This window comes from Streptomyces fagopyri (assembly GCF_009498275.1).
Taxonomy (GTDB): domain Bacteria; phylum Actinomycetota; class Actinomycetes; order Streptomycetales; family Streptomycetaceae; genus Streptomyces; species Streptomyces fagopyri.
This window is the reverse complement of sequence record NZ_CP045643.1, coordinates 5652308-5673972: the sequence shown is the minus strand read 5'-3', so window position 1 is coordinate 5673972 and position 21665 is coordinate 5652308. Positions and strand designations below refer to the sequence as shown.

At 71.5% G+C, this 21665-nt stretch carries 15 protein-coding genes and 1 other RNA gene; 7 read left to right on the top strand and 9 right to left on the bottom strand.

Going from position 1 to position 21665, the window contains the following annotated elements; translation table 11 throughout:
• Positions 1-70: 70 nt before the first annotated feature.
• From GFH48_RS24415 to GFH48_RS24395, 5 genes are read left to right on the top strand one after another with little or no spacing between them, the layout of a single operon-like run.
• Positions 71-1366, top strand: a complete 1296-nt coding sequence (locus GFH48_RS24415) for an ABC transporter substrate-binding protein (RefSeq protein ID WP_153290295.1) — start codon at positions 71-73, stop codon at positions 1364-1366.
• Positions 1363-2331 (top strand): carbohydrate ABC transporter permease, encoded by a 969-nt coding sequence (locus GFH48_RS24410; RefSeq protein ID WP_153290294.1) that lies wholly within the window; start codon positions 1363-1365, stop codon positions 2329-2331. The genes GFH48_RS24415 and GFH48_RS24410 overlap by 4 nt, the downstream gene beginning before the upstream one ends.
• Positions 2328-3149 carry a carbohydrate ABC transporter permease gene (locus GFH48_RS24405; RefSeq protein WP_153290293.1) on the top strand — a complete coding sequence of 274 codons (822 nt, stop codon included), beginning with the start codon at positions 2328-2330 and terminating at the stop codon, positions 3147-3149. The genes GFH48_RS24410 and GFH48_RS24405 overlap by 4 nt, the downstream gene beginning before the upstream one ends.
• A gap of 11 nt (positions 3150-3160) precedes the next feature.
• On the top strand, positions 3161-5497 hold the full coding sequence (gene yicI / locus GFH48_RS24400; protein ID WP_153290292.1) for an alpha-xylosidase: 2337 nt from the start codon (positions 3161-3163) through the stop codon (positions 5495-5497).
• Positions 5497-6510: a LacI family DNA-binding transcriptional regulator gene (locus tag GFH48_RS24395; RefSeq protein WP_194280660.1), complete on the top strand. Its 1014-nt coding sequence runs from the start codon at positions 5497-5499 to the stop codon at positions 6508-6510. Before yicI ends, GFH48_RS24395 begins: the two co-directional genes overlap by 1 nt.
• A 445-nt stretch (positions 6511-6955) precedes the next feature.
• Here the strand turns inward: GFH48_RS24395 and ssrA are convergent.
• The 5 genes from ssrA to ftsE all read right to left on the bottom strand — a co-directional run bounded on the left by ssrA (position 6956) and on the right by ftsE (position 10982).
• Positions 6956-7344, bottom strand: a transfer-messenger RNA (tmRNA) gene (gene ssrA / locus GFH48_RS24390).
• 119 nt (positions 7345-7463) lie between these two features.
• Positions 7464-8006 carry an SsrA-binding protein SmpB gene (smpB, locus tag GFH48_RS24385; protein WP_037739423.1) on the bottom strand — a complete coding sequence of 181 codons (543 nt, stop codon included), beginning with the start codon at positions 8004-8006 and terminating at the stop codon, positions 7464-7466.
• A 102-nt stretch (positions 8007-8108) separates the two neighbouring features.
• Complete coding sequence (locus GFH48_RS24380) at positions 8109-9275, bottom strand: S41 family peptidase (RefSeq protein ID WP_153290290.1); 1167 nt, start codon at positions 9273-9275, stop codon at positions 8109-8111.
• Between the two features lie 68 nt (positions 9276-9343).
• A complete protein-coding gene (gene ftsX / locus GFH48_RS24375; RefSeq protein ID WP_153290289.1) occupies positions 9344-10261 on the bottom strand; it encodes a permease-like cell division protein FtsX in 918 nt (305 codons plus the stop codon).
• 31 nt (positions 10262-10292) lie between these two features.
• Complete coding sequence (gene ftsE, locus GFH48_RS24370) at positions 10293-10982, bottom strand: cell division ATP-binding protein FtsE (RefSeq protein ID WP_148008662.1); 690 nt, start codon at positions 10980-10982, stop codon at positions 10293-10295.
• A 251-nt stretch (positions 10983-11233) separates the two neighbouring features.
• On the opposite strand from ftsE, the gene GFH48_RS24365 reads away from it, so the two are divergent.
• Positions 11234-11425 carry a hypothetical protein gene (locus GFH48_RS24365; protein WP_153290288.1) on the top strand — a complete coding sequence of 64 codons (192 nt, stop codon included), beginning with the start codon at positions 11234-11236 and terminating at the stop codon, positions 11423-11425.
• A 130-nt stretch (positions 11426-11555) separates the two neighbouring features.
• Here GFH48_RS24365 and GFH48_RS24360 read toward each other — a convergent pair whose 3' ends face one another.
• From GFH48_RS24360 to GFH48_RS24345, 4 genes are all read right to left on the bottom strand, one after another.
• Positions 11556-12146, bottom strand: a complete 591-nt coding sequence (locus tag GFH48_RS24360; protein ID WP_153290287.1) for a hypothetical protein — start codon at positions 12144-12146, stop codon at positions 11556-11558.
• A 305-nt stretch (positions 12147-12451) separates the two neighbouring features.
• Positions 12452-13558 carry a peptide chain release factor 2 gene (gene prfB, locus GFH48_RS24355; protein WP_153290286.1) on the bottom strand — a complete coding sequence of 369 codons (1107 nt, stop codon included), beginning with the start codon at positions 13556-13558 and terminating at the stop codon, positions 12452-12454.
• A 634-nt stretch (positions 13559-14192) separates the two neighbouring features.
• Positions 14193-15428, bottom strand: coding sequence for a serine/threonine-protein kinase (locus GFH48_RS24350; RefSeq protein ID WP_153290285.1), 1236 nt, complete (start codon positions 15426-15428; stop codon positions 14193-14195).
• Between the two features lie 153 nt (positions 15429-15581).
• Positions 15582-17339 carry a serine/threonine-protein kinase gene (locus tag GFH48_RS24345; protein WP_153290284.1) on the bottom strand — a complete coding sequence of 586 codons (1758 nt, stop codon included), beginning with the start codon at positions 17337-17339 and terminating at the stop codon, positions 15582-15584.
• A 492-nt stretch (positions 17340-17831) separates the two neighbouring features.
• Between GFH48_RS24345 and GFH48_RS24340 the strand changes: the two genes are divergently transcribed.
• Positions 17832-21362: an FHA domain-containing protein gene (locus GFH48_RS24340; RefSeq protein WP_153290283.1), complete on the top strand. Its 3531-nt coding sequence runs from the start codon at positions 17832-17834 to the stop codon at positions 21360-21362.
• The last annotated feature ends 303 nt before the right edge of the window (positions 21363-21665 follow it).

The following is a 21665-nucleotide window of genomic DNA, read 5'->3' as shown; positions in this document are numbered from 1 at the left end:
GATGCGTCGAAACGTTCGACGGCCGTCGAGCGACGGCTTCCCTCCCCATCCGACTCCCCGGAGGCAATGGATGTCGACGACACGAAGGCGTGTGGTGGCGACGGCGGCGGTGACCCTGACGGGCGCCCTGCTGCTGGCCTCCTGCGGCAGCTCGGACAGCGGTTCGCCGGACGGCAAGACGCTGAAGCTGTGGCACTACGAAGGGCCCGACAGTGCCATGGGCGTGGCCTGGAACGAGGCCATCAAGGAGTTCGAGAAGACCCACCCCGGCGTCAAGGTGAAGTTCGAGGAGAAGGGCTTCGAGCAGAACCAGAAGACCGCGCCGATGGTCCTGAACTCGAACGACGCGCCCGACCTCATGGAGTACAACAAGGGCAACGCGACGGCCGGACTGCTCTCCAAGCAGGGGCTCCTCACCGATCTGACCGCCGAGGCGACCAAGCGCGGCTGGGACAAGAAGCTCAGCGCGGGGGTGCGCACCACCAGCCAGTACGACACCAACGGGGTCATGGGCTCCGGCAAGTGGTACGGGGTGCCCAACTACGCCGAGTACACGATGGTGTTCTACAACAAGGACCTCTTCAAGAAGTACGGCATCGCGCAGCCCACCACCCTCGACCAGCTCACCGCCGCCATGGACACGTTCGTGTCGAAGGGCATCACTCCGCTGGCCGACGCGGGCGCCGAATACGTGGCCCAGCAGTACCTGTACCAGCTCGCCCTCTCCAGGGCCGACCGCTCGTGGGTCGACAAGTACGAGCTGTACAAGGGGAAGACGGACTTCCACGACGCCGCCTGGACGTACGCCGCCACCACCTTCGCCGACTGGGTGAAGAAGGGGTACATCAGCAAGAAGTCCACCTCGCTCAAGGCTGAGGACGCGGGCGTCTCGTTCATCCAGGGCAAGAGCCCGATCCTGTTCAGCGGCAGCTGGTGGTACGGGCGCTTCCAGACGGAGAACAAGTTCGACTGGGGCACCTTCCTGTGGCCCGGCAGCGACCTCACCCTCGGCTCCGGCGGCAACCTCTGGGTCGTCCCCAAGGGCGCGAGGAACAAGGATCTCGCCTACGACTTCATCGACATCACCATGTCGCGGAAGATCCAGAACCTGCTCGGCAACAAGGGCGGGGTCCCGGTGGGCGCCGACACCGCCGCCATCACCGACCCGAAGGCCAAGACCCTGATCGCCGACTTCAACACGCTCTCCGGCAGGGACGGCCTGGCCTTCTACCCGGACTGGCCGGTCGCCGGCTTCTACGACGTCCTCGTCTCCGAGACCCAGAAGCTGATCACGGGGAGCGAGAAGCCGGACGCCTATCTGAGCGCGCTGCAGACGGCGTACGACAAGGGCGCGCCGAAGACATGACGGCCACCGCCGAACGGGGCGGCGAGGTGGTCCGGCGGCATCACAGCCGTACGGGCCACCCGCGGCGCCCCCACTCCTCCTACGCCCTCTTCCTGCTCCCCGGCGCCCTCGCCTTCCTCACGGTCATCGTCGTCCCGTTCCTGATGAACACCGGTGTGAGCTTCACCGACTGGCAGGGCGTCGGCTCCCCGAAGTGGTCGGGGCTCGCCAACTACCGGGAGCTGATGGGCGACTCGGAGTTCTGGGCGTCCTTCCGGCACAGCCTGTTCATGGTCGTCGCGATGGCCGCCGTACCGACGGTCCTCGGGCTCGTGCTGGCCGCCGCCCTCTTCGACTTCGTCGGCAAGCACTTCGGCACCAGGATCGCCGCCGTCCTGCGCGCCTGCTTCTACCTCCCGCAGGTCCTGCCCGTCGCCGTCGCCGGCATCGTCTGGAGCTGGATCCTCGCCCCCGACAACGGCTCGCTGAACGCGCTCCTTAGGGCGGTGGGCCTCGGCTCCCTCCAGCAGGACTGGCTCGGCGACCCGGACATCGCCCTCTACAGCGTCATGGGCGTGATGGTGTGGGTCCAGCTCGGCTTCCCCCTGGTCGTCTTCATGGCGGGGCTGCAACGCGTCGACCCGCAGCTGTACGAGGCGGCAGAGCTGGACGGCGCGGGCTGGTGGCGCCGCTTCGGGCACATCACGCTGCCGCAGATCCGCCCGGAGATCTACGTCGTCCTCCTCTGGTGCACGATCGCCGCGCTCAAGGTGTTCGGCGCGGTGTACGTCCTCACCAAGGGCGGCCCCGGCGGCGCGACCGACGTGCCGTCCTACTTCTCCTTCACCACGTTCTTCGAGAAGACCCAGGTCGGCTACGGCGCGGCGATCTCCACCGTGCTGACCGTGATCATCCTCGGACTCGCGCTGGTCGGCCTGAAGCTCCAGACCCGCGCCGAGGACGCCGAGGAAGGACTCCGCGCATGACCGCCGTACGCCGCTATCCCGTCCTCGTCGCCCTGGTCGTCGCGGCCCTCTTCATGGTGCTGCCGTTCGCCATCGTCGCGATCAACGCGGTCAAGTCCCCCGCCGAGTACTCGTCGAACGGCCCCCTCAGCCTGCCGCACGGCTTCTACCTCGACGGACTCAAGGACTTCTGGCAGCGCGTCGACTACGGCCAGAAGCTGGTCAACTCGATCCTGATCTCCGGCTCGGTGGCGATCGGCGCCGCCGTGCTGTCCGTCCTGAACGCGTACGCGATCGGCATCGGCCGCGTCAGGGGCCGCACCTGGGTCCTCGCCTTCTTCGTGCTGGCGAACATGCTGCCGCAGGAGGCGCTGGTCTACCCGGTCTACTACCTGTGCAAGCAGGCGGGCCTCTACGACACCCGGCTCAGTGTGATCATCGTGTTCACCGTCGTCCAGGCGGCCTTCGGCACGTACCTCCTGTCCTCCGTCCTCGGGCAGTTCCCGCGCGAGATCATCGAGGCGGCCCGGATCGACGGGGCGAACAAGTGGCAGGTGCTGTGGCGGATCGTGGTCCCTGTCAGCCGCCCCACCATCGGCGTCCTCCTGGTCTTCTTCTTCATCTGGACCTGGAACGAGTTCCTGCTGCCGCTGGTGATGCTGATCTCCAACGACAACCAGACGGTGTCGGTGGCGCTCGGCGTCCTCCAGGGACAGCGCCTGATGGACGCGACCATGACCAACGCGGCGGCCCTCCTCGGCGTGCTCCCCGCGATCGTCTTCTTCCTCGTCTTCCAGCGGACGCTGACCCGCGGCATCGCCGTGGGCGCGGTCAAGTAAGGGGTGTGGGCGTGAAGTTCACCGACGGCTACTGGCTGCTGCGCGAAGGCGTCACCGCGGCCCACCCGGTCGAGGTCCTCGACGTGAGCGCGTCCGGCGGAACCCTGGAGATCCACGCGCCGACCCAGCCCATCCGCCACCGCGGTGACCTGCTGAAGGGACCGGTCGTGACGATCAGCGCGCACGCGCCGATGCCGGACGTCATCGGCGTCACGTTCACGCACTTCCAGGGGGAGGAGCCGCGCGGGCCCCACTTCGAACTCCACCGGAGCGCCCCGGGGTCCGCGGGGTGGCCGCTGGAGGAGCACAGCGCGCCCCTCGTGGAACACGACGACGAGCACGCGACGCTCACCGCGGGCGCCCTGTCCGTCCGGGTCGCCCGCACCGCTCCCTGGCACGTCGACTTCCTCGCCCACGGCCGCGTCCTCACCACCAGCGGCCCCAAGGGCATGGGCATCATGCGGGACGCGGCCGGCGCCCACTATCTGCGCGAGCAGCTGAACCTCGGCGTCGGCACCCAGGTCTACGGCCTCGGCGAGCGCTTCGGGCCGCTCGTCAAGAACGGCCAGGTCGTGGACATGTGGAACGCCGACGGCGGCACCGCCACCGAACAGGCCTACAAGAACGTGCCGTTCTATCTGACCGACGCGGGCTACGGCGTCTTCGTCGATCATCCGGGCCGGGTCTCCTTCGAGGTCGGCTCGGAAGCGGTGTCGAAGGTCCAGTTCAGTGCCGAGACGCAGCAGTTGACGTACTACGTGATCTACGGGCCGAGCCCCAAGGACATCCTGCGCACGTACACGCGGCTCACCGGCCGCCCGGCCCTCCCGCCCGCCTGGTCCTTCGGCCTGTGGCTGTCGACATCCTTCACCACCTCCTACGACGAGGCCACCGTCACCTCCTTCATCGACGGCATGAGGGAACGCGAACTCCCCCTCTCCGTCTTCCACTTCGACTGTTTCTGGATGCGCGAGTTCAACTGGTGCGACTTCGAGTGGGACCCCCGGGTGTTCCCCGACCCGGCGGGCATGCTGACCCGGCTGAAGGACAAGGGCCTGCGCATCTGCGTATGGATCAACCCCTACATCGCGCAGCGCTCCCCGCTCTTCGCGGAGGGCAAGGCCCTGGGCCATCTGCTCAGGAGGCCCGACGGCAGTGTGTGGCAGTGGGACCTGTGGCAGCCGGGCATGGCGCTGGTCGACTTCACCAGCCCGGCCGCCCGCGACTGGTACGCCGCCAAACTGGAGGCGCTGCTCGACCAGGGCGTCGACTGCTTCAAGACCGACTTCGGCGAGCGGGTCCCGGTCGATGTGGCGTACGCCGACGGCGCCGACCCGGAACGCATGCACAACTACTACACGTACCTCTACAACCGCACCGTCTTCGAGGTGCTGCGCAAGCACCGGGGCGAGGCGGAGGCCGTCGTCTTCGCACGCTCGGCGACCGCCGGCAGCCAGCAGTTCCCGGTGCACTGGGGCGGCGACTGCGAGGCGACGTACGCGTCGATGGCCGAGTCACTGCGCGGCGGGCTGAGCCTCGGCATGTCGGGCTTCGGTTTCTGGAGTCACGACATCGGCGGCTTCGAGGGGACACCGGCACCGGCCCTCTTCAAACGGTGGATCGCCTTCGGGCTCCTCTCCTCCCACAGCCGGCTGCACGGTTCGTCCTCCTACCGCGTGCCGTGGCTGTTCGACGAGGAGGCCGTGGACGTGCTGCGGCTGTTCACCCGGCTGAAGCTCGGCCTCATGCCCTATCTGTACGAGGCGGCCCGCGCCGCGCACGCCGAGGGGGTGCCGATGATGCGGGCGATGGTGCTGGAGTTCCCGGACGACCCGGCGTGCGCGCATCTGGAGCGGCAGTACATGCTCGGTCCCGACCTGCTGGTCGCGCCCGTCTTCAGCGACGAGGGCGACGTCTCCTACTACGTGCCGGACGGCACCTGGACCCACCTCCTCACGGGGCGGACGGTGACCGGTCCGCGCTGGGTGCGCGAACGCCACGACTTCCTGAGCGTGCCGCTGCTGGTGCGGCCGGGCGCGGTGATCCCGGTGGGCGCGGTGGACGACCGGCCCGACTACGTCCACGCGGACGGGGTCACGCTGCACGCGTACGGCCTGGAGCGCGGTGCCCGGGTGACGGTGCCGGTGGGCGGGGTGACGTTCACCGTCGTCCGTGAGGGGAGCACCCTGCGGGCCTCGTCGAGCGATCCGGCGGCGGGGTGGGGGCTGGCGGCGGGCGGGCGCGAGGTGCGGGCGACGGCGGGGACGGGCTTCCTGACCCTGGACCTGGAACCCGACCCGGAGACGCAGCCACACCCGCGGCTGGAGTCGGAGTCGGGGTCCGAGTGATGGTGAAGATCACCGATGTGGCGCGGCACGCCGGGGTCTCCCCCAGCACCGTCTCCTACGCCCTCAGCGGCAAGCGTCCCATCTCCGAGGAGACCAGGCAGCGCGTCGAGGCCAGCATCCGGCGGCTGGGCTACCGCCCGCACGCCGGGGCGCGCGCCCTCGCGAGCAGCCGGTCCAACGTGCTGGCGCTGGTGGTGCCGCTGAGGGCGGGCATCCACGTACCGGTGGTGATGCAGTTCGCGGTGTCGGTGGTGACGGCGGCGCGGCGGCACGATCACGACGTTCTGCTGCTGACCCAGGAGGAGGGTGCGGAGGGGCTGCGGCGGGTGGCGGACACCGCGCTGGTCGACGCCCTGATCGTGATGGACGTCCAGCTGCACGACCCCAGGCTGTCGCTGTTGCGCGCCCTGGACCGCCCCTCCGTCCTCATCGGGTTCCCCTCCCCGGCCGCCGGGCTCACCTGCATCGACCTGGACTTCAGGGCGGCGGGTGAGCTGTGCGTCGACAGGCTGGCGGGGCTCGGGCACCGGGTCGTGGCGCTGGTCGGGTCACCACCCGAGGTGTATGTGCGGGGGACGGCGTTCGCCCAGCGCGTGGTGGAGGGCTTCACCGCCGCAGCCGACCGCAACGCGCTCGCGTCCTCCGTCCACCCCTGCGACGCGTCGCCCGCCGCAGCACGCCGGGTCGCCGAACAGCTCCTGCGCGACCAGCCGGCGCTGACCGGCGTCGTCGTCCACAACGAACCGGTCCTGGAACCACTGATCGACGCCTTCGAGCAGCTCGGTCTGCGCGTCCCCGCCGATCTCTCCGTCACCGCGATCTGCCCGGACGAGCTCGCCGAGAACGTCCGGGTCCCCGTCACCTCCGTAGCCATCCCGTCCGCCGAGGTGGGCGCGCGGGCGGTGGAACTGCTGATGAGGAAACTGGGCGGCACCGACGTCCCCGAGGCCACCCTCCTCACGCCCCGGCTGACGGACCGCGCGAGCACCGCACCCCGCTCGCTGAACCCTTGAGGAGCCATGACCTGAGGAGAGGCGGCCGGAGAGGCGGCCGAAGGCGCGGGACGGCATCCCCGGACGGCCGAGCACCGCGAGGAAAGCGGCTCAGGTGTTGTCGCCGCCGGTGCAAAAGGCCTCCGTCGCCCGCCCGTTGAGGTACCGGGCCGCGGTCCGGTGGCATCGGCAGGGGCGGCCGGCCCGAACTGCGGCCCTTCCGCCCGGCTTTCAGCTCATCGGCTCCGTCCTTCGCCCGCTCCACTCCACTCCACTCCGGGGCAGCGAAGCAGAAGTCACCCTCGCGCTTTTGCACGTCGGAGCCGTCCATGGATCACCCCGACCGATCAAGAACATTCGGGCACCAGCCATCACGCACTACTCACCGCGCATGACAAAGGCCCCGCCGCTCGAAAGCGACGGGGCCTTGGCCCACATGGGATGTGGAGGTCCGAGGACCTCCTGATCGTGGAGATGGCGGGAATCGAACCCGCGTCCACCGGTGCAGAATCAGGGCTTCTCCGTGTGCAGTTCGCTGCGATTTTCTCGGCCCCGGTGATCACGCGAACAAGTCGCCGACGGGCCCAGTCACTGTTTGATTTCCCATCGAACCCCGTGACCGGGCTCGATGGTTTAGTTCCCTAGATTATGCCAGGGTCCGGGTCGGGAACACCCCCGGGCTGACACCCATTAAGGGTCCTTCACTCACTGCTTATTAGGCAGCGAGGGCGAAGGACTGGGAATCGCTCTTGGAATTGGCGATTATTGGTTGCGACATATGGTTAACGAGATCATTGTCGCTTCCTCGACACGCTTCCCCTGCTTCGACAGCCGCTGTCGAAACCGATCATCCCCATGTTGTTTTTTCAAGCCCCTCCGAAGAGGGTCACGCACCCGCTGTGGGGTGCAGATCCCATCGTACGTGACCGACGCACGTCGGTGCCACTGTATTCCCCGTGGCCACCGCCCCGCGGCTACTCGCCCCGCTGCTTCCGCTTCGCCGCCGCGATCGCGCGGTCCGACTCCCGGCGGTCCTGCTTCTCGCGCAGGGTCTGCCGCTTGTCGTACTCCTTCTTGCCTCGGGCGAGCGCGATCTCGGCCTTGGCCCGGCCGTCCTTGAAGTACAGGGCGAGGGGCACGATCGTGTGACCCGTCTCCTCCGACTTCGACGCCAGCTTGTCGATCTCCTCACGGTGCAGGAGCAGCTTGCGCTTGCGGCGCACCGTGTGGTTGGTCCACGTGCCCTGGCTGTACTCGGGAATGTGGGCGTTGTGCAGCCACGCCTCGTTCCCGTCGATCTGGACGAAGCCGTCGGTCAGCGAGGCGCGTCCCTGACGCAGCGACTTCACCTCGGTGCCGGTGAGCACGAGGCCGGCCTCGTAGGTGTCGATGATCGCGTAGTCGTGCCGTGCCTTCTTGTTCTGCGCGACGATCTTGCGCTTGCCGTCCTTGGCCTTCGCGGTCCCTCCGCCCTGCTTGGGCTGGGACTCCTTCGGTACGTACATTCCCTTGCTCATAGTGCTGACCATTTTCGCACCACAGGGGGGTCCGGGGGAAAGCCGATTACAGGAGCGCCGAACCGGTGGCCGCGACGGGCCGGACCGGGGACCGCGCGGTGACTACGAGGGGTCGCCGAGACCGCTGAGCACGGTCTCCGCGCGCTCCAGGGCTCCCGTGTCGGCCTCCAGGTCGGGCGTGATGCCCCGGCCGTCGACGCCACGGCCGGAGGGGGTGCGGTAGTGCCCGACGGTCAGCTCGGCGACGGAACCGCCGGGGAGGGCGCTCGGCATCTGGACCGAGCCCTTGCCGAAGGTCCTGGTGCCCACCACGACCGCGCGGCCACGGTCCTGGAGGGCGCCGGTGAGCAGTTCGGCCGCGCTCATCGTGCCGCCGTCGACGAGGGCGACCAGGGGTCTGGTGGTGTCACCGCCGGGCGCGGCGTGCAGGGCGCGCTGGTCGCCGTTGACGTCGTACGTGGCGACGAGGCCGCCGTCGAGGAAGGCGGAGGCCGTCGTGACGGCCTCGGTGACCAGTCCGCCGGAGTTGCCTCGGAGGTCGAGCACGATCCCGGCGTGCCGGGGGACCCGCCCGACGGCGGTCCGCACGGCGTCGCCCGCCCCCTTGGTGAAGGCGGCGACCTTGATCACGGTGACGCCGCCGGGGAGCTTGTGCACCGTCACGGAGTCGGTGGACAGCCTGGCCCGGCGCAGGGTCTCGCTCCACGCGCGCGTGCCGCGCTCCAGACCGAGGCGGACCTTCGTACCGGCCGCCGCGTCGTCCGCGTCCCCGCGCAGTAAGGAGACCACCTCGGTGACGGGCCTGCCGTCGACGTCCTCGCCGTCGACGCTGCGCAGCCGGTCGCCCTCGCGGATCCCGGCGGCCGCCGCGGGCGACGCGCTCCGCACCCGGGTCACCTCGATCCGGCCGTCGCGCTCGCGGCGGGCCCACAGGCCGACGCCGGTGTACTGGCCGTCGAGGGCTTCCTCGAACTCCTCGTAGTCGCCCTGGGAGTAGACCGCGCCCCAGCGGTCGCCGCTGCGGCTGACGGCGCGCTCGGCCGCCTCCATGGGGGACTTGCCGTCGGCCATCGCCTCGGCCGCCGCCGCGGCGACGTCCTTGTGGTGGGTGGCCGGCGTCGAACCCGTCGACGGGAGCGGGGATTTCCGGTCGGGGTCGCCGAACGAACCGGTCGCCGCGCCGGCGACGAGAACGCTCGCGAAAACCAATGTCAGGGCGGCCCCGCGGCCGAAGCGGCGGGGCTGGCAGAACAGGTCACGACCTGACATGGCGGTGAGTCTAGGACAACGCGACGGGCCGTACCGCCGGTTGGCAGTACGGCCCCCCTTGGCATGCGTCACACCTTCAGGTACTTGCGCAACGCGAAGAACGCGGCAAGCGCGGGCATCAGCAGGCTCGTCGCGAGGATGAGCGGCAGCTTGGTGAGCACGGCGTCCCAGCCGATGAAGTTGATCAGATTCAGCTTCTCGGACAGGGCCAGACCGTGGTCGATGATGAAGTACCGGGCGACGACCAGGAATCCGCAGGCGACACCGCCGCCGATGAGTCCGGCGACCGCGGCCTCCATGATGAACGGCGCCTGGATGTAGAACCCCGAGGCGCCGACCAGGCGCATGATCCCGGTCTCCCTGCGCCGGCTGAACGCCGAGACGCGCACCGTGTTGACGATCAGCATCAGGGCGACGACGAGCATCATCGCCATCACCGCGCGCGCGGCCCAGTTCATGCCGTTGAGCAGCCCGAAGAGGTTGTCCAGGATGCCCTTCTGGTCCTGCACGGACTGCACGCCGTCACGCCCGTCGAAGGCGGTCGCGATGACCTGGTACTTCTCCGGGTCCTTCAGCTTGATGCGGTACGACTCCTGCATCTGGTCCGGTGTCAGGGAACTGGCCAGCGGGGAGTCGCCGAACTGCTCCTTGTAGTGCTTGTAGGCCTCGTCCGCGGACTCGTACGTCACCTTCTGGACGACGGTCATCTTGCCGAGGTCGCTCTCGATCTGCTTCTTCTGCTCGGCGGTCACCGCCCCCTTGGCACAGTGGGGGTCGGACTCGGCGTCGCTCTTGTTGCAGAGGAAGACCGAGACGTTGACCTTGTCGTACCAGTAGCCCTTCATGGTGCTCACCTGGTCGCTCATCAGGAGCGAACCGCCGAACAGGGCGAGGGAGAGGGCGACCGAGACGACGACCGCGAAGGTCATCGTCAGATTGCGACGGAGACCGACACCGATCTCCGACAGAACGAACTGGGCGCGCATGGCGTCTGCTAAGCCTTTCCGTGGACCGTCGTCAGTGCTGGTAGCCGTAGACGCCGCGCGCCTGGTCGCGGACGAGACGACCCTTCTCCAGCTCGATGACGCGCTTGCGCATCTGGTCCACGATGTTCTGGTCGTGCGTCGCCATCACCACAGTCGTGCCCGTCCGGTTGATGCGGTCGAGCAGCTTCATGATGCCGACGGAGGTCTGCGGGTCGAGGTTGCCGGTCGGCTCGTCCGCGATGAGGAGCTTGGGCCGGTTCACGAAGGCTCTCGCGATGGCCACACGCTGCTGCTCACCACCGGACAGCTCACCGGGTCTGCGGTCCTCCTTGCCGCCGAGCCCGACGAGGTCGAGCACCTGGGGCACGGACTTGCGGATCTCGCCGCGGGACTTGCCGATGACCTCCTGGGCGAAGGCCACGTTCTCGGCGACCGTCTTGTTCGGCAGCAGCCGGAAGTCCTGGAAGACGGTCCCCAGCTGGCGCCGCATCTGCGGCACCTTCCAGTTGGAGATGCGCGCGAGGTCCTTGCCCAGGACGTGCACCTGACCGTGACTGCACCGCTCCTCGCGGAGGATCAGCCGCAGGAAGGTGGACTTTCCGGAGCCGGAGGACCCCACGAGGAACACGAACTCACCACGCTCGACCTCCAGGGAGACGTCCCTGAGAGCGGGATGGGTCTGCTTGGGGTAGACCTTGGAGACATTGTCGAATCGGATCACGGATGCACCACGGGTCGCCGGGGGTAGGTGTGCGTGACCATACGCGAACCGGGTGCGGGTCCGCAGTCGGCGTCCGGGGTTGCGCGACGCTTGCACGTTTTGTCACGGATCTGACGGGCTGGAAAGCGTCCGGGCGGGGCAGGATAAGGCGAGCCGCGCCGAATTCCGCGGAACCTGGCACAGTGGAGGGGGAACGGTTGCGTTCCCCGCGGCGTTACGTACGCGGAGGACGGCGCAAGGAGGGCAAGCGGATGACGTACGACCGATTGGTGTGCGCGAACTGCGCGGCGCCCGTCAGTGAAGGTCGCTGCCGTGTCTGCCGCGCGAACCGGGAGCGACTGCAGCAGGAGAGCCCCTTCGCCGGGCTGAACCCGATGGCGCTGATAGCGCTGCTGGCCGTGCTCATCACGGCGGCGGCCCTGCTGGCCCACCAGACGGTGTAGGACCCCCGAGAGGCCACCCAGGGCGTACGAACGGCCACCCAGGGCGTACGGGAAGGGCCCGGAGCAGCTCGCTCCGGGCCCTTTTCGCATGGTCACGCGCAGAGGGTGTCGCGTATCACACCGGAGCGCGTCAGGCAGCGGCGCCACGGCCGCCCATGAGGCGCGGCAGCAGACGGAAGCCGATCCCGCCGGCGATCATCGTGGCGGCGCCGACCAGCAGGAACGTGGTCTCGGCGGCACCGGTCTCGGCCAGCTCGCCGCTCTTGCCCTGGGCGGAGGTGTCCGAGCCGGTGTCGGTCAGGCCGGAGGAGCCCTTGCCCTGCTCGACGGGCTTGGAGCCGCCGTCGGGGTTGCTGTCGTTGCCGCCCGTGCCGGCTCCGTCGGTCGGGTTGTCGCTCGGCTCGTCGGTCGGGTCGCCGGGCTCGGTCGGCTCCTCGGTCGGGTCCGTCGGCTCGTCCGACGGGGCGGCGCTGGTGGGCGTGGCCGGACCGGTCGGAGTGCCCGGGTCCGTGGGCGTGGCCGGACCGGTCGGCGTGCTCGGGTCCGTGGGCAGGCCGGTCGGGATGCCCGTGTCGGTGGCGCTCGGGGTCGGGCCGTCGGCCGTGACACCGACATTGATGTCGAGAGCCGAGGCGGCACCCGCGGCGGTCAGCGAGGCACCGGCGGCGATCACCGCGCAGGCGGCTGTCCGCGCCGCGCGTATCCGCGTCTTCTTGGTCATCTGCTTGCTACCCCCAGTAGCTGATCGTCGATGGAGCAGCGCCCGGGGCCACGGCGTCACAGGGCGGATTCGCTCGGCCTCCCCGGTTCACATGCGCCCCAGAGATACGCATGCCACGCGTTACCCTTCCCAGTTTTCAAAGCACCGTCAAGGTCGTTGCGGCCGCGATGTCCAGAACAGCGCCATTTGACCGCCATGAAGACATGTGACTGTGACGTAGAACCCAGACAACCGCCACACAAAAGGCAACTGCCGCTCAAAGAGCGGCAGTTGCCTTGTCGACAAAGAGCCCCTGGGGGCCCGTACTACTTCTCCTGCTGCTTGCGCCAGCGAATTCCGGCCTCGAGGAACCCGTCGATCTCACCGTTGAAAACGGCCTCCGGGTTGCCCACTTCGAAGTCCGTCCGCAGGTCCTTGACCATCTGGTACGGGTGCAGCACGTACGAACGCATCTGGTTGCCCCAGGAGTTGCCGCCGTCGCCCTTGAGGGCGTCCATCTTGGCCTGCTCCTCCTGGCGGCGCCGCTCCAGGAGCTTGGCCTGCAGGACGTTCATCGCGCTCGCCTTGTTCTGGATCTGCGACCGCTCGTTCTGGCACGACACGACGATGCCGGTCGGCAGGTGGGTCAGACGCACCGCGGAGTCGGTGGTGTTGACGCCCTGGCCGCCCGGACCCGACGAACGGTAGACGTCCACCCGCAGCTCGGACTCGTCGATCTCGATGTGATCGGTCTGCTCGACGACCGGCAGGATCTCGACACCGGCGAACGACGTCTGCCGGCGGCCCTGGTTGTCGAAGGGCGAGATCCGCACGAGCCGGTGGGTGCCCTGTTCCACGGAGAGCGTTCCGTAGGCGTACGGGACGTGCACGGCGAAGGTGGTCGACTTGATGCCGGCCTCTTCCGCGTACGAGGTCTCGTAGAGCTCGGTCTTGTAGCCGTGCCGCTCGGCCCAGCGCAGGTACATGCGCTGGAGCTTCTCGGTGAAGTCGGAGGCGTCGACGCCGCCGGCCTCGGCGCGGATGGTGACGACCGCCTCGCGGGAGTCGTACTCCCCCGACAGCAGCGTCCGCACCTCCATCTCGTCCAGCGCCTTCTTGACGGCGGTGAGCTCGGACTCGGCCTCCGCGCGGGTGTCCGGGTCGTCCTCCTCCTCGGCCATCTCGAAGAGCACGCTCAGATCGTCGATCCGCCCGCGCAGCGCCTCGGCCTTCCTGACCTCCGCCTGGAGGTGGCTCAGCTTGCTGGTGATCTTCTGCGCCTCGTCCGGGTCGTCCCACAGGGACGGCGCGGCCGCCTGCTCCTCGAGCACGGCGACATCTGCCCTCAGCTTGTCGAGGTCCAGGACGGCCTCGATCGACTCCATGGTCGAGGAGAGGGACTTGAGCTCTTCGGATACATCGACGACTGCCACGCCTCCAGCGTAACGGCTGCGGCAAGCGGGGCTCTCACCCCTGGGGCGGCGGCCCCGGGCCTCCCCCGCCCCGGGAGCCGCGCCCTCACCCCGTCCGGGTTCTGGGGGCGGGCCCCGCGGACGAGGACAGCGGTCCAGGCGCGGGCACGCCCCCTCAGCCCGTCCGGCGCTCGGGGACGGGCCCTCCGGGCGAGCGGGGGTCCGAGGGGCGCAGTGCCCTTGGCGAGGTCCGGGGCGGAGTGCCCCTGCCGGGGCCGGGGCGGAGTCCTCGGCACGGGGACCGGGCGCGGGTCCGGGACGGAGACCCAGGTCCGAGGCTGCGCGCGGCTCCACGGACGGACCCCCGGGCACGGAGACCAGCGCGGGTCCGGGACGGAGACCCAGGTGCGAGGCTGGGCGGGGCTCCAGAGACGGAGCCCCGGGCACGGAGACCAGCGCGGGTCCGGGACGGAGCGCCGGGCGCAGGACTGGCCCCGGGTTCAGAGCCGGAACCCCGGGGACGGGACCGGGCCCAGGGCCGGGTCTGCGGGGCGGGTGCGGAGCCTGAGGGACGGGCCCAGGGCCGAGCCCGAAGGACCGGTCCGGGCCTGGGCCTGGGTGCGGGGCCGTGCCTGAGGGACGGGGCTGGGACCGGTCAGGGAGACGCCGGGGCCGAGTTCTTCGTGTCGGACGGCTGCGCCCCACCGTCGTCCCCCGAGGTGGCGAGCCAGGTCCCCACCCCCACCGCGGCGACGAGCACCACTCCCGCCGCCCCCAGCGTGATCCGGCGCCGCCGGGCGGAGGCCCGGTGCCGCGCCGACCCGGGCCGGGGCGCCCCCGCGGCGCGCGGCGCGCGCGCCGTCCCGCGCGCTCCGCCGGCCAGCTCGTCCGGCCCGGGCACCCGCATCGAGGTGTGCGTGTCCCGGTTCGAGTCCGGCGCGGCGCCCGGCACCAGCGGTACGGCCCCTCGCCGTACCCGCGACGCGGGCTCGGCCGGCTCCGCGGTCTCCTCCGAGGTCTCCTCCGCCGGTTCCCCGTCCGGCTCGTCCACGTCCAGGGGTGGCATGCCCGCCAGCAACGGCAGCTGTTCCCGCAGCCGCGCTCCCAGTTCGGACGCCCGCAGCCGTGACGCCGGCGCCTTCGCCAGGCACTGCACGAGGAGCTGCCACAGCTCCTCGGGGATCCCCGGCAGCGGCACCACCGTCTCGGTCACGTGCCGCCGCAGCACCGCACCCGGGTGCCCGCCCCCGAAGGGCGTGAACCCGGCGAGGAGCTCGTACAGGACGGTCGCCAGTGCGTAGATGTCGACGGCGGCCCGCGGCGGCAGTCCCTCGATGATCTCGGGCGCGAGGTAGTCCGGCGTGCCGATGATCTTCGTGGCCCGGGTCCGCCGCGGCGAGTCGATGAGTTTGGCCACACCGAAGTCCGTCAGCAGCGCGGGGTGCGCGCCAGCCGGCCCGAGCGGCCCCTGCATGTCGAGCAGCACGTTCTCCGGCTTGACGTCCCGGTGGACGACCCCGGCCGCGTGCGCCGCCGCCAGCCCGTCCGCGACGTCGGCCACGATCGCGACGGCGGCCTCCGGGGCCAGCCGCCGTTCCCGGTCCAGTCGGGTGCGCAGGTCCGTACCGCGTACGAGATCCATGACGAGCGCGAGGTCGTTGCCGTCCACCACGAGATCACGGACCGCGACCACATGGGGATGGTCGAGTCCGAGCAGGGCCGTGCGCTCCTGGACGAAGCGGCCCACGAGCTCCTGGTCGGACGCGAGGTCCTCGCGCAGCAGCTTGATGGCGACGGGCCCCTCGGGTCCCTCGCCCAGCCACACCGTACCGGCGCTGCCCCGCCCCAGAATCTGGTGGGCGGTGTAGCGGCTCCCGATCTTCCGTGCCAAGACTGCTCCTACCGACGCGTGTTGCCGCTAAAAGTACGCGTCCGGTGAGCCAACCTTCACGCCCGAGGCGGAAATCACCCGCTGGATGTCGACAAGTCCCCAGAGTCGGCCGCGGACCGGCCGGGTGTCGGTCGGCCGACGGCCGGGTGCGGGTCAGTTGTTGCCGGACGAGCCCGAGCCGAGATTCCCGACCCAGTCGCTGACGGTGCCGTACGTGTGCTTGATCTCGCCCCAGAAGGACCTGGTGGAGCCGATCCAGTCCTGCAGGGGACTGAACTCCCAGACCAGCCAGCCACCGACGAACAGGATGACGATCATGAACAGGCAGCCCTTGAGGCAGCCGAGCCCCGGGATCCGCATCCGGTTGGCACTGCGCTGCCTCGGTTCGCGCGACTGCCGCGGCGCGGGCGCCTCGGGCTGCTGCGGCGCGGGGGCGTACCGCTGCGGCTGGGGCTGCTGCTGAGGCGCGGGGGCGTAGCGCTGCGGCTGCTGACGCTGCGCCCGCCGGGACTGCTGCTGCTGCTGTTGCTGTTGCTGTTGCTGTTGCTGTTGCTGTTGCTGTTGCTGTTGCTGTTGGGCGTACTGCTGCTGTTGCTGTTGCTGGGCGTACTGCTGCTGGTACTGCTGGGGCTGCCCCTGCTGCGGATACCCGTATCCGGGCGGCGGCTGCTGGCCCCGCTGCTGCTCGGGCCGCTGCTGCGGCCGTGCGACCTGCCGCTGCGGACGCCGGCGCAGCGGGTCCTGGTCCGGGTCGATGTACTGGACCTGCGTCTGCTCGTTGCGGTCGCGGGCCGCCCGCAGCTGGCTCTGCCAGGGATGCGGGTCCTCCGCCTGGCCGGGCTGGTTCGGCGGCACCGGCGGCATGACGGCGGTCGGGTCGGCGGCGCCCGTGTGCGGAAGGACACTGGTCGCGCCGTTCGGGTCGTACGCCCCCGGAGCGCCGTACGGGAGCACCTGGGTGGGGTCGGCCGCGCCCGGCGTGTCCGGGACCGGCGCCGGCGCCGGGTCGGGGGCGAGCAGCGCGCCCACCCCGTCCGCCGCGGCGATCTGCGCGGAGGTGGCGTGCACGCCGACGCCCTCGGCGACCGCGCGCAGCCCGCGCGCGAGGTTCTCCGCGCTGGGCCGCTGGTCGGGGTTCTTGCGCAGACAGCGCTCTATGACCGTCCACAGCGGGTCGGGCACGGTGGAGGGCCGGCGCGGCTCGGCGCTCAGGTGCTGGTGCAGCACTTCGAGGGCGGAGTCACCGGAGAACGGCGGACGGCCGGTGACCAGCTCGTACAGCAGGATGCCCGCCCCGTAGATGTCGACGGCGGACGTCTGCGGACGTCCCTCCGCCGACTCGGGCGCGACGTACGCGGGCGTGCCCACGAACTCGTGGGTCCGGGTCAGACCCGGGGAGTCGGCGAGCCGCGCGATGCCGAAGTCGGTGAGCAGCGGGTGCATCTGGCCGCCGTCCTGCTTGAGCAGGACGTTCGCGGGCTTCAGGTCGCGGTGCACGACACCGTCGGCGTGACTGGCGGCGAGCGCGTCGGCGACCTGGGCGGTGAGGAGGGCGGCGGCGACCGGCGAGAACGGCCCGTTCTCGCGCAGGTAGCGGTGCAGGTCGGGGCCCTCGACCAGATCCATGACGAGCGCGAGCAGGTCGCCCTCGACGACGAGGTCACGGACCCGCACGATATTCGGGTGGGTCAGCCGGAGCAGGACGGACCGCTCGCGCAGGAAGCGCATCACGATGTCCGCGTCGTTGGCGAGCTCTTCCTTCAGGACCTTGATCGCCACGGTCTCGCCGGGCTGGCCGGCAACGGCCGCCTCGGCACCCGCGGTCTCCCGCTGGCGGGCTCGCCACACGGTGCCTGTGGCGCCGCGCCCCAGCGGCTCCTCAAGGAGGTACTTGCTCCCTACCGGCCGCACGTCATGCGCTCCCTGTTGCTTGCTTGCCTGGTCCGTCCGCCGTTGTCGGTTCTGCCGCGGCGGTTCCGCCCACTGTAGTGCCGAGCTGCCCGGCACCGGGCTGTCGTCCTTTGTGAGCTTCCCGTGAGCGCCTGTGGTCGGCATAAGCGCTCACATACGTGTTCCCGTCCGTGTCGGATGGCCGACGGTCGATGGAAAGACGCGCACTCGCGGCGGTTGGTTGCCGCTCGGCCCCTCTACGGGGGTGTGACGGATCCCGCGACCGAACCGAAGCGGGCACCGGTCGGGCACTGGTCAGGCACTTTTACGGGCAGAGCCGACCAATCAAGATCACTTCTGCCCGGGTGGCGGGCGTGTTGTCAGTGACAGGTGCGAGGATGCCTTCAGTACTGGCCGACGTGCCCGTGCGCGGTGGGGGATCTGCGGTGAGGGGACCGCAGCACAGCCTCGTCCTCGTCGCGGGCGCCTGCGCGGAAGGGACCCCTGACGGCGATGCAGATCCGGCTGACCGTCGTAGACCCGCTGGGCCCGCCCTCGGAGCCGCGGGGGCGTGCCGCCGCCTGCGATGTGCTGGTCACCGCCCCCGCCGGGACGGCGCTGGCCGCGGTGGCGTCGGGTCTGGCCTCGGCGGTCGGCGGGGACGGGAGCGCCGTCCCCGCCGAGCGGAGCAGGGAGCTCGGCGGTGGTCCGGTCGTGCTGTACGCGGGCGCCGAGCGGCTCGACGGGCAGCGCTGCACGCTGGGCGAGCCGCCGCTGACCGACGGCGCGGTGCTCTCCCTGGGCGCCCCCACGGAGCCCGGTCCGGACGTGGACGAGGACGCGGCCCAGCTCCATGTCGTCGCGGGCCCCGACGCGGGCGGTGTCCACCTCCTGCACGGCGGGCGGATCCACATCGGCCGCTCCGCCGAGGCCGACGTCCCGCTGGACGACCCGGACGTCTCGCGTCTGCACTGCGCGGTCACGGTCTCTCCCGAGGGCCGTGTCACGGTGGCCGACCTGGGGTCGACGAACGGTACGACGCTGAACGGCACCCGCGTCACCAGCCGCCCGGTCGGCTTCCCGCCGGGCGCGCTGCTACGCGTGGGCGAGTCCGCCCTCCGGCTGGCGCCGCCCGGCGGCCCGGACTCCGTGGGGACGGCGCCCGACGGGGAGGGACACGTCAGGGTGACCACCACGGCCGGCGCGGGAGCCCGCCCGGATCCGGCGCCCGCCCGCGCCGCGTCCGTGCCCCCGGCCCGCACAGGAGACGTCCCCGCGCCGCCCCGCGGTGAGACCCGTCACGCGTACGGATCGGCGCGGTGGGAGGCCGCCGGGGAGGTCCCCGGGCCACAGGCGACCCATGGCCGCGCGGTATCCCCCGTCACCCCTTCCGCCCCTCCTACCCCTTCTGCCTCGCCCGCCACCCCTCCTTCCTTCTCCGCCGTGCCCCCGGTCGTGCCGGAACAGGGCGGGGCGCCCGGGATCGAGAGCAGGCGGACAGAGCCGTCCGGTCCGCGCACGACGTCCGCCGGGGACCCCGCCGGGGTCCCGGGCGCTCCTGGCCAGGGCGCCAGGAAGGGCACTCCCCCGCGGGGCACCGACCTGCCGCCGGGTGTGCGCAAGCGGGGTCTCGGGGCCTGGGCGCGGCGGCTGACCGGAAGCCGGGGCGAGCCCACGGACACCGGACAGGACCCGTACGAGTACGAGTACGGGGACCACGACGAGTACGGGGGGTACGCGGAGTACGGCGAGGACCACTCCGCCGAGCCCACGGCGGACCGCGGCGCGGCACAGGCTCCGGAGAGCTGGCCCGACCCCGCGGCGCTGCTGCTCACCGCGCTGGGACCGGGGGCCCGGCTGTGGGAGCGCGGCCCGGGTCACCCCGAGTCGCTGACGGTGCGGCTGGGGACGGCCGACCGGGCGGTGCCCCACGGTTCGGGGCTGCTGCCCGCGGTGCCGGTCACGGCCGGTCTGCGGGAGGTCGGCGCGCTGGGCCTGGCGGGACCGCGGGCCCGCCTCGCGGGGCTGGCCCGCTCGGTGGTGGCGCAGCTCGCGGCGCTGCACTCGCCGGACACCCTGGAGATCGTCCTGCTCAGCACGGACCGCTCGCGCACGGTCGAGGAGCGCACCGCGGAGTGGGCCTGGCTCGGCTGGCTCCCCCATCTGCGCCCCACCCACGGCCAGGACTGCCGCCTGCTCCTCGCCTACGACCGTGAGCAGGCGACGGCCCGCACGGACGAGCTGCTGCGCCGTCTCGAGGACCACCTGGAGGAGGCGGACGCCGCTCACGGCACGCACTCCCGGGGCGCGGCCGCCACCGGCCCCGGCACCCGCCCCCGGCCCTACGACGAGGCCGACCACATCCCGCTGGACACCCGGGCGGCCGCACGGCGTCCGTCCTGGGCGCGGGACCAGGACCCGGCGGACCAGGGCGGCAACGGTGTCGGGGGCACGGAATCGGACCGGGACTTCGACGGGCCGTACACGCTGGTCCTCGTCGACGGCGACCCCGGAGGGGCCGACGTGCGGGAGGCCGTGCTGCGGCTGGCGCACGAGGGGCCCCGCGCGGGCATCCACGTGATCTGCCTCGCCGAGACCGCGGCGGCTTCTCCCGCGTCCCCGGTGACGAAGACGTACGAGGCGGCCTGTTCCGCGTCACCGGCGTTCCGGGAGTGCGGGGCCGTCGCGCTGCTCAGCGGGGACGTGGCCACGGCACTGCGGCTGACGCGGGTCGCGTCGGGCGGCCCCGTGGGGCACGGCACGGTCGCCACCGTGGACGCGGTGTCCCGGGCCTGGGCCGAGCGTTTCGCCCGCGCCCTGGCACCCCTGCGCACGGACGGCACGCACGGCGACCGGCACGCGCGCGTGTCCGCTCCGCTCCCCCAGGTCACCCGGCTGCTGGACGAGTTGGGGCTGGCCCGCGCCACCCCCGCCTCGCTGATGGCGCGTTGGGCGGACGCGGCCGATGACACGGAGTCGCTCGGCGGGCGCGGGCGGGCGGTCCTCGGCGCGGGCCCGCGTGGGCCGCTGGCCGTGGATCTTCCCGCCGAGGGCCCCCATCTGCTGATAGAGGGCCCGCCGGGCAGCGGCCGTACGGAGCTGCTCCGTTCCGTCGCCGCGTCCCTGGCCGCCGCCGAGCGGCCCGACCGGCTCGGCATCGTGCTGGTGGACGGCCGGGACGGCACCGGTGGCCATGGCGCGGCGCAGGGCGGCGAGGGGCTGCGGGTCTGCACCGACCTCCCTCATGTCACCACGCATCTCACCGCCAACGACCCCGTGCGGATGCGGGAGTTCGCCCAGTCGCTGAGCGCCGAGCTGAAGCGGCGGGCCGAGCTCCTCGGGCGGCTCGGCTTCGCGGAGTGGCACACGCACCGGGAGGTGTCGGGCCGGTTCGTCGGCCAGCGGGCGGCCCGGCCGTCCCCCGGGGGGCCGTCCGGCGCGTCCTTGGGCGCCGCCGACCTGGACACCCCGCCCAGTTCGACGCTGCGGCTGCGTCCGGCGGCCACGCGCGCGCGTGCCGAGGCCGGGCCGGCGCTCGCCCGTCTCGTCGTCGTGGTCGACGACCTGGACGCGCTGCTCTCACCCGCGCTGGGGTCGCCCGGCCGGCCGGCCGCCGGTTCGGTCGTACGGGCGCTGGAGGCCGTGGCGCGTGAGGGCGACCGGCTCGGTGTCCATCTCGTGGCGGCCGCCTCGGACGACGGGCGGGCGGCGGCCAGTGAGCCGGGGCGTTCCGCGGGGCTCCGTGTCGTCCTGGACCCGGTGTCGCCCGGGGCCGACGAACCCGCCCCGGGGCGTGGGCGGTTGTTCACGTCGGACGGCCGGGTCACGCCCTTCCAGGGGGGAAGGGTCACGGGGCGTATTCCGCGCACGGCCACGCTGCGGCCCACGGTCGTGGCCATCGAGTGGCAGCGGATGGGGGATCCGCCGGCCCGGCGTCCCGTACGGGAGTTGGGTAACGGGCCGACCGATCTGGCCCTGCTGGCCAGTGCGTTGGAGCGGGCGGCGAGGTCGGTGGCGGCCACCGGGGTTCCGTCCCTCCTCTGATCCGGTCCACTCGCCCCCGCCGCCCCGACCCGACCCGTACCTGGGGGCTCGGCCCCCGGACCCCCGCCAAGGGGCTGCCGCCCCCTGGACCCCCGCCATCGCCCGAAGGGCTCGTCCTCAGACGCCGGACGGGCTGAGAGCGCGCGCCCACACCAAAAGCGCGAACCCCCACCAAGCACGCAGGGTGCGCACCACGCCCTCCAGGGGCACGAGGAACCGCGCGCTCAACCCCCCACCGCCCCGCGCCCGAAACCCGGCCGAAGGACACCGGGGCTCAGCCCCACCCCTCCAGGGACGGGAGGA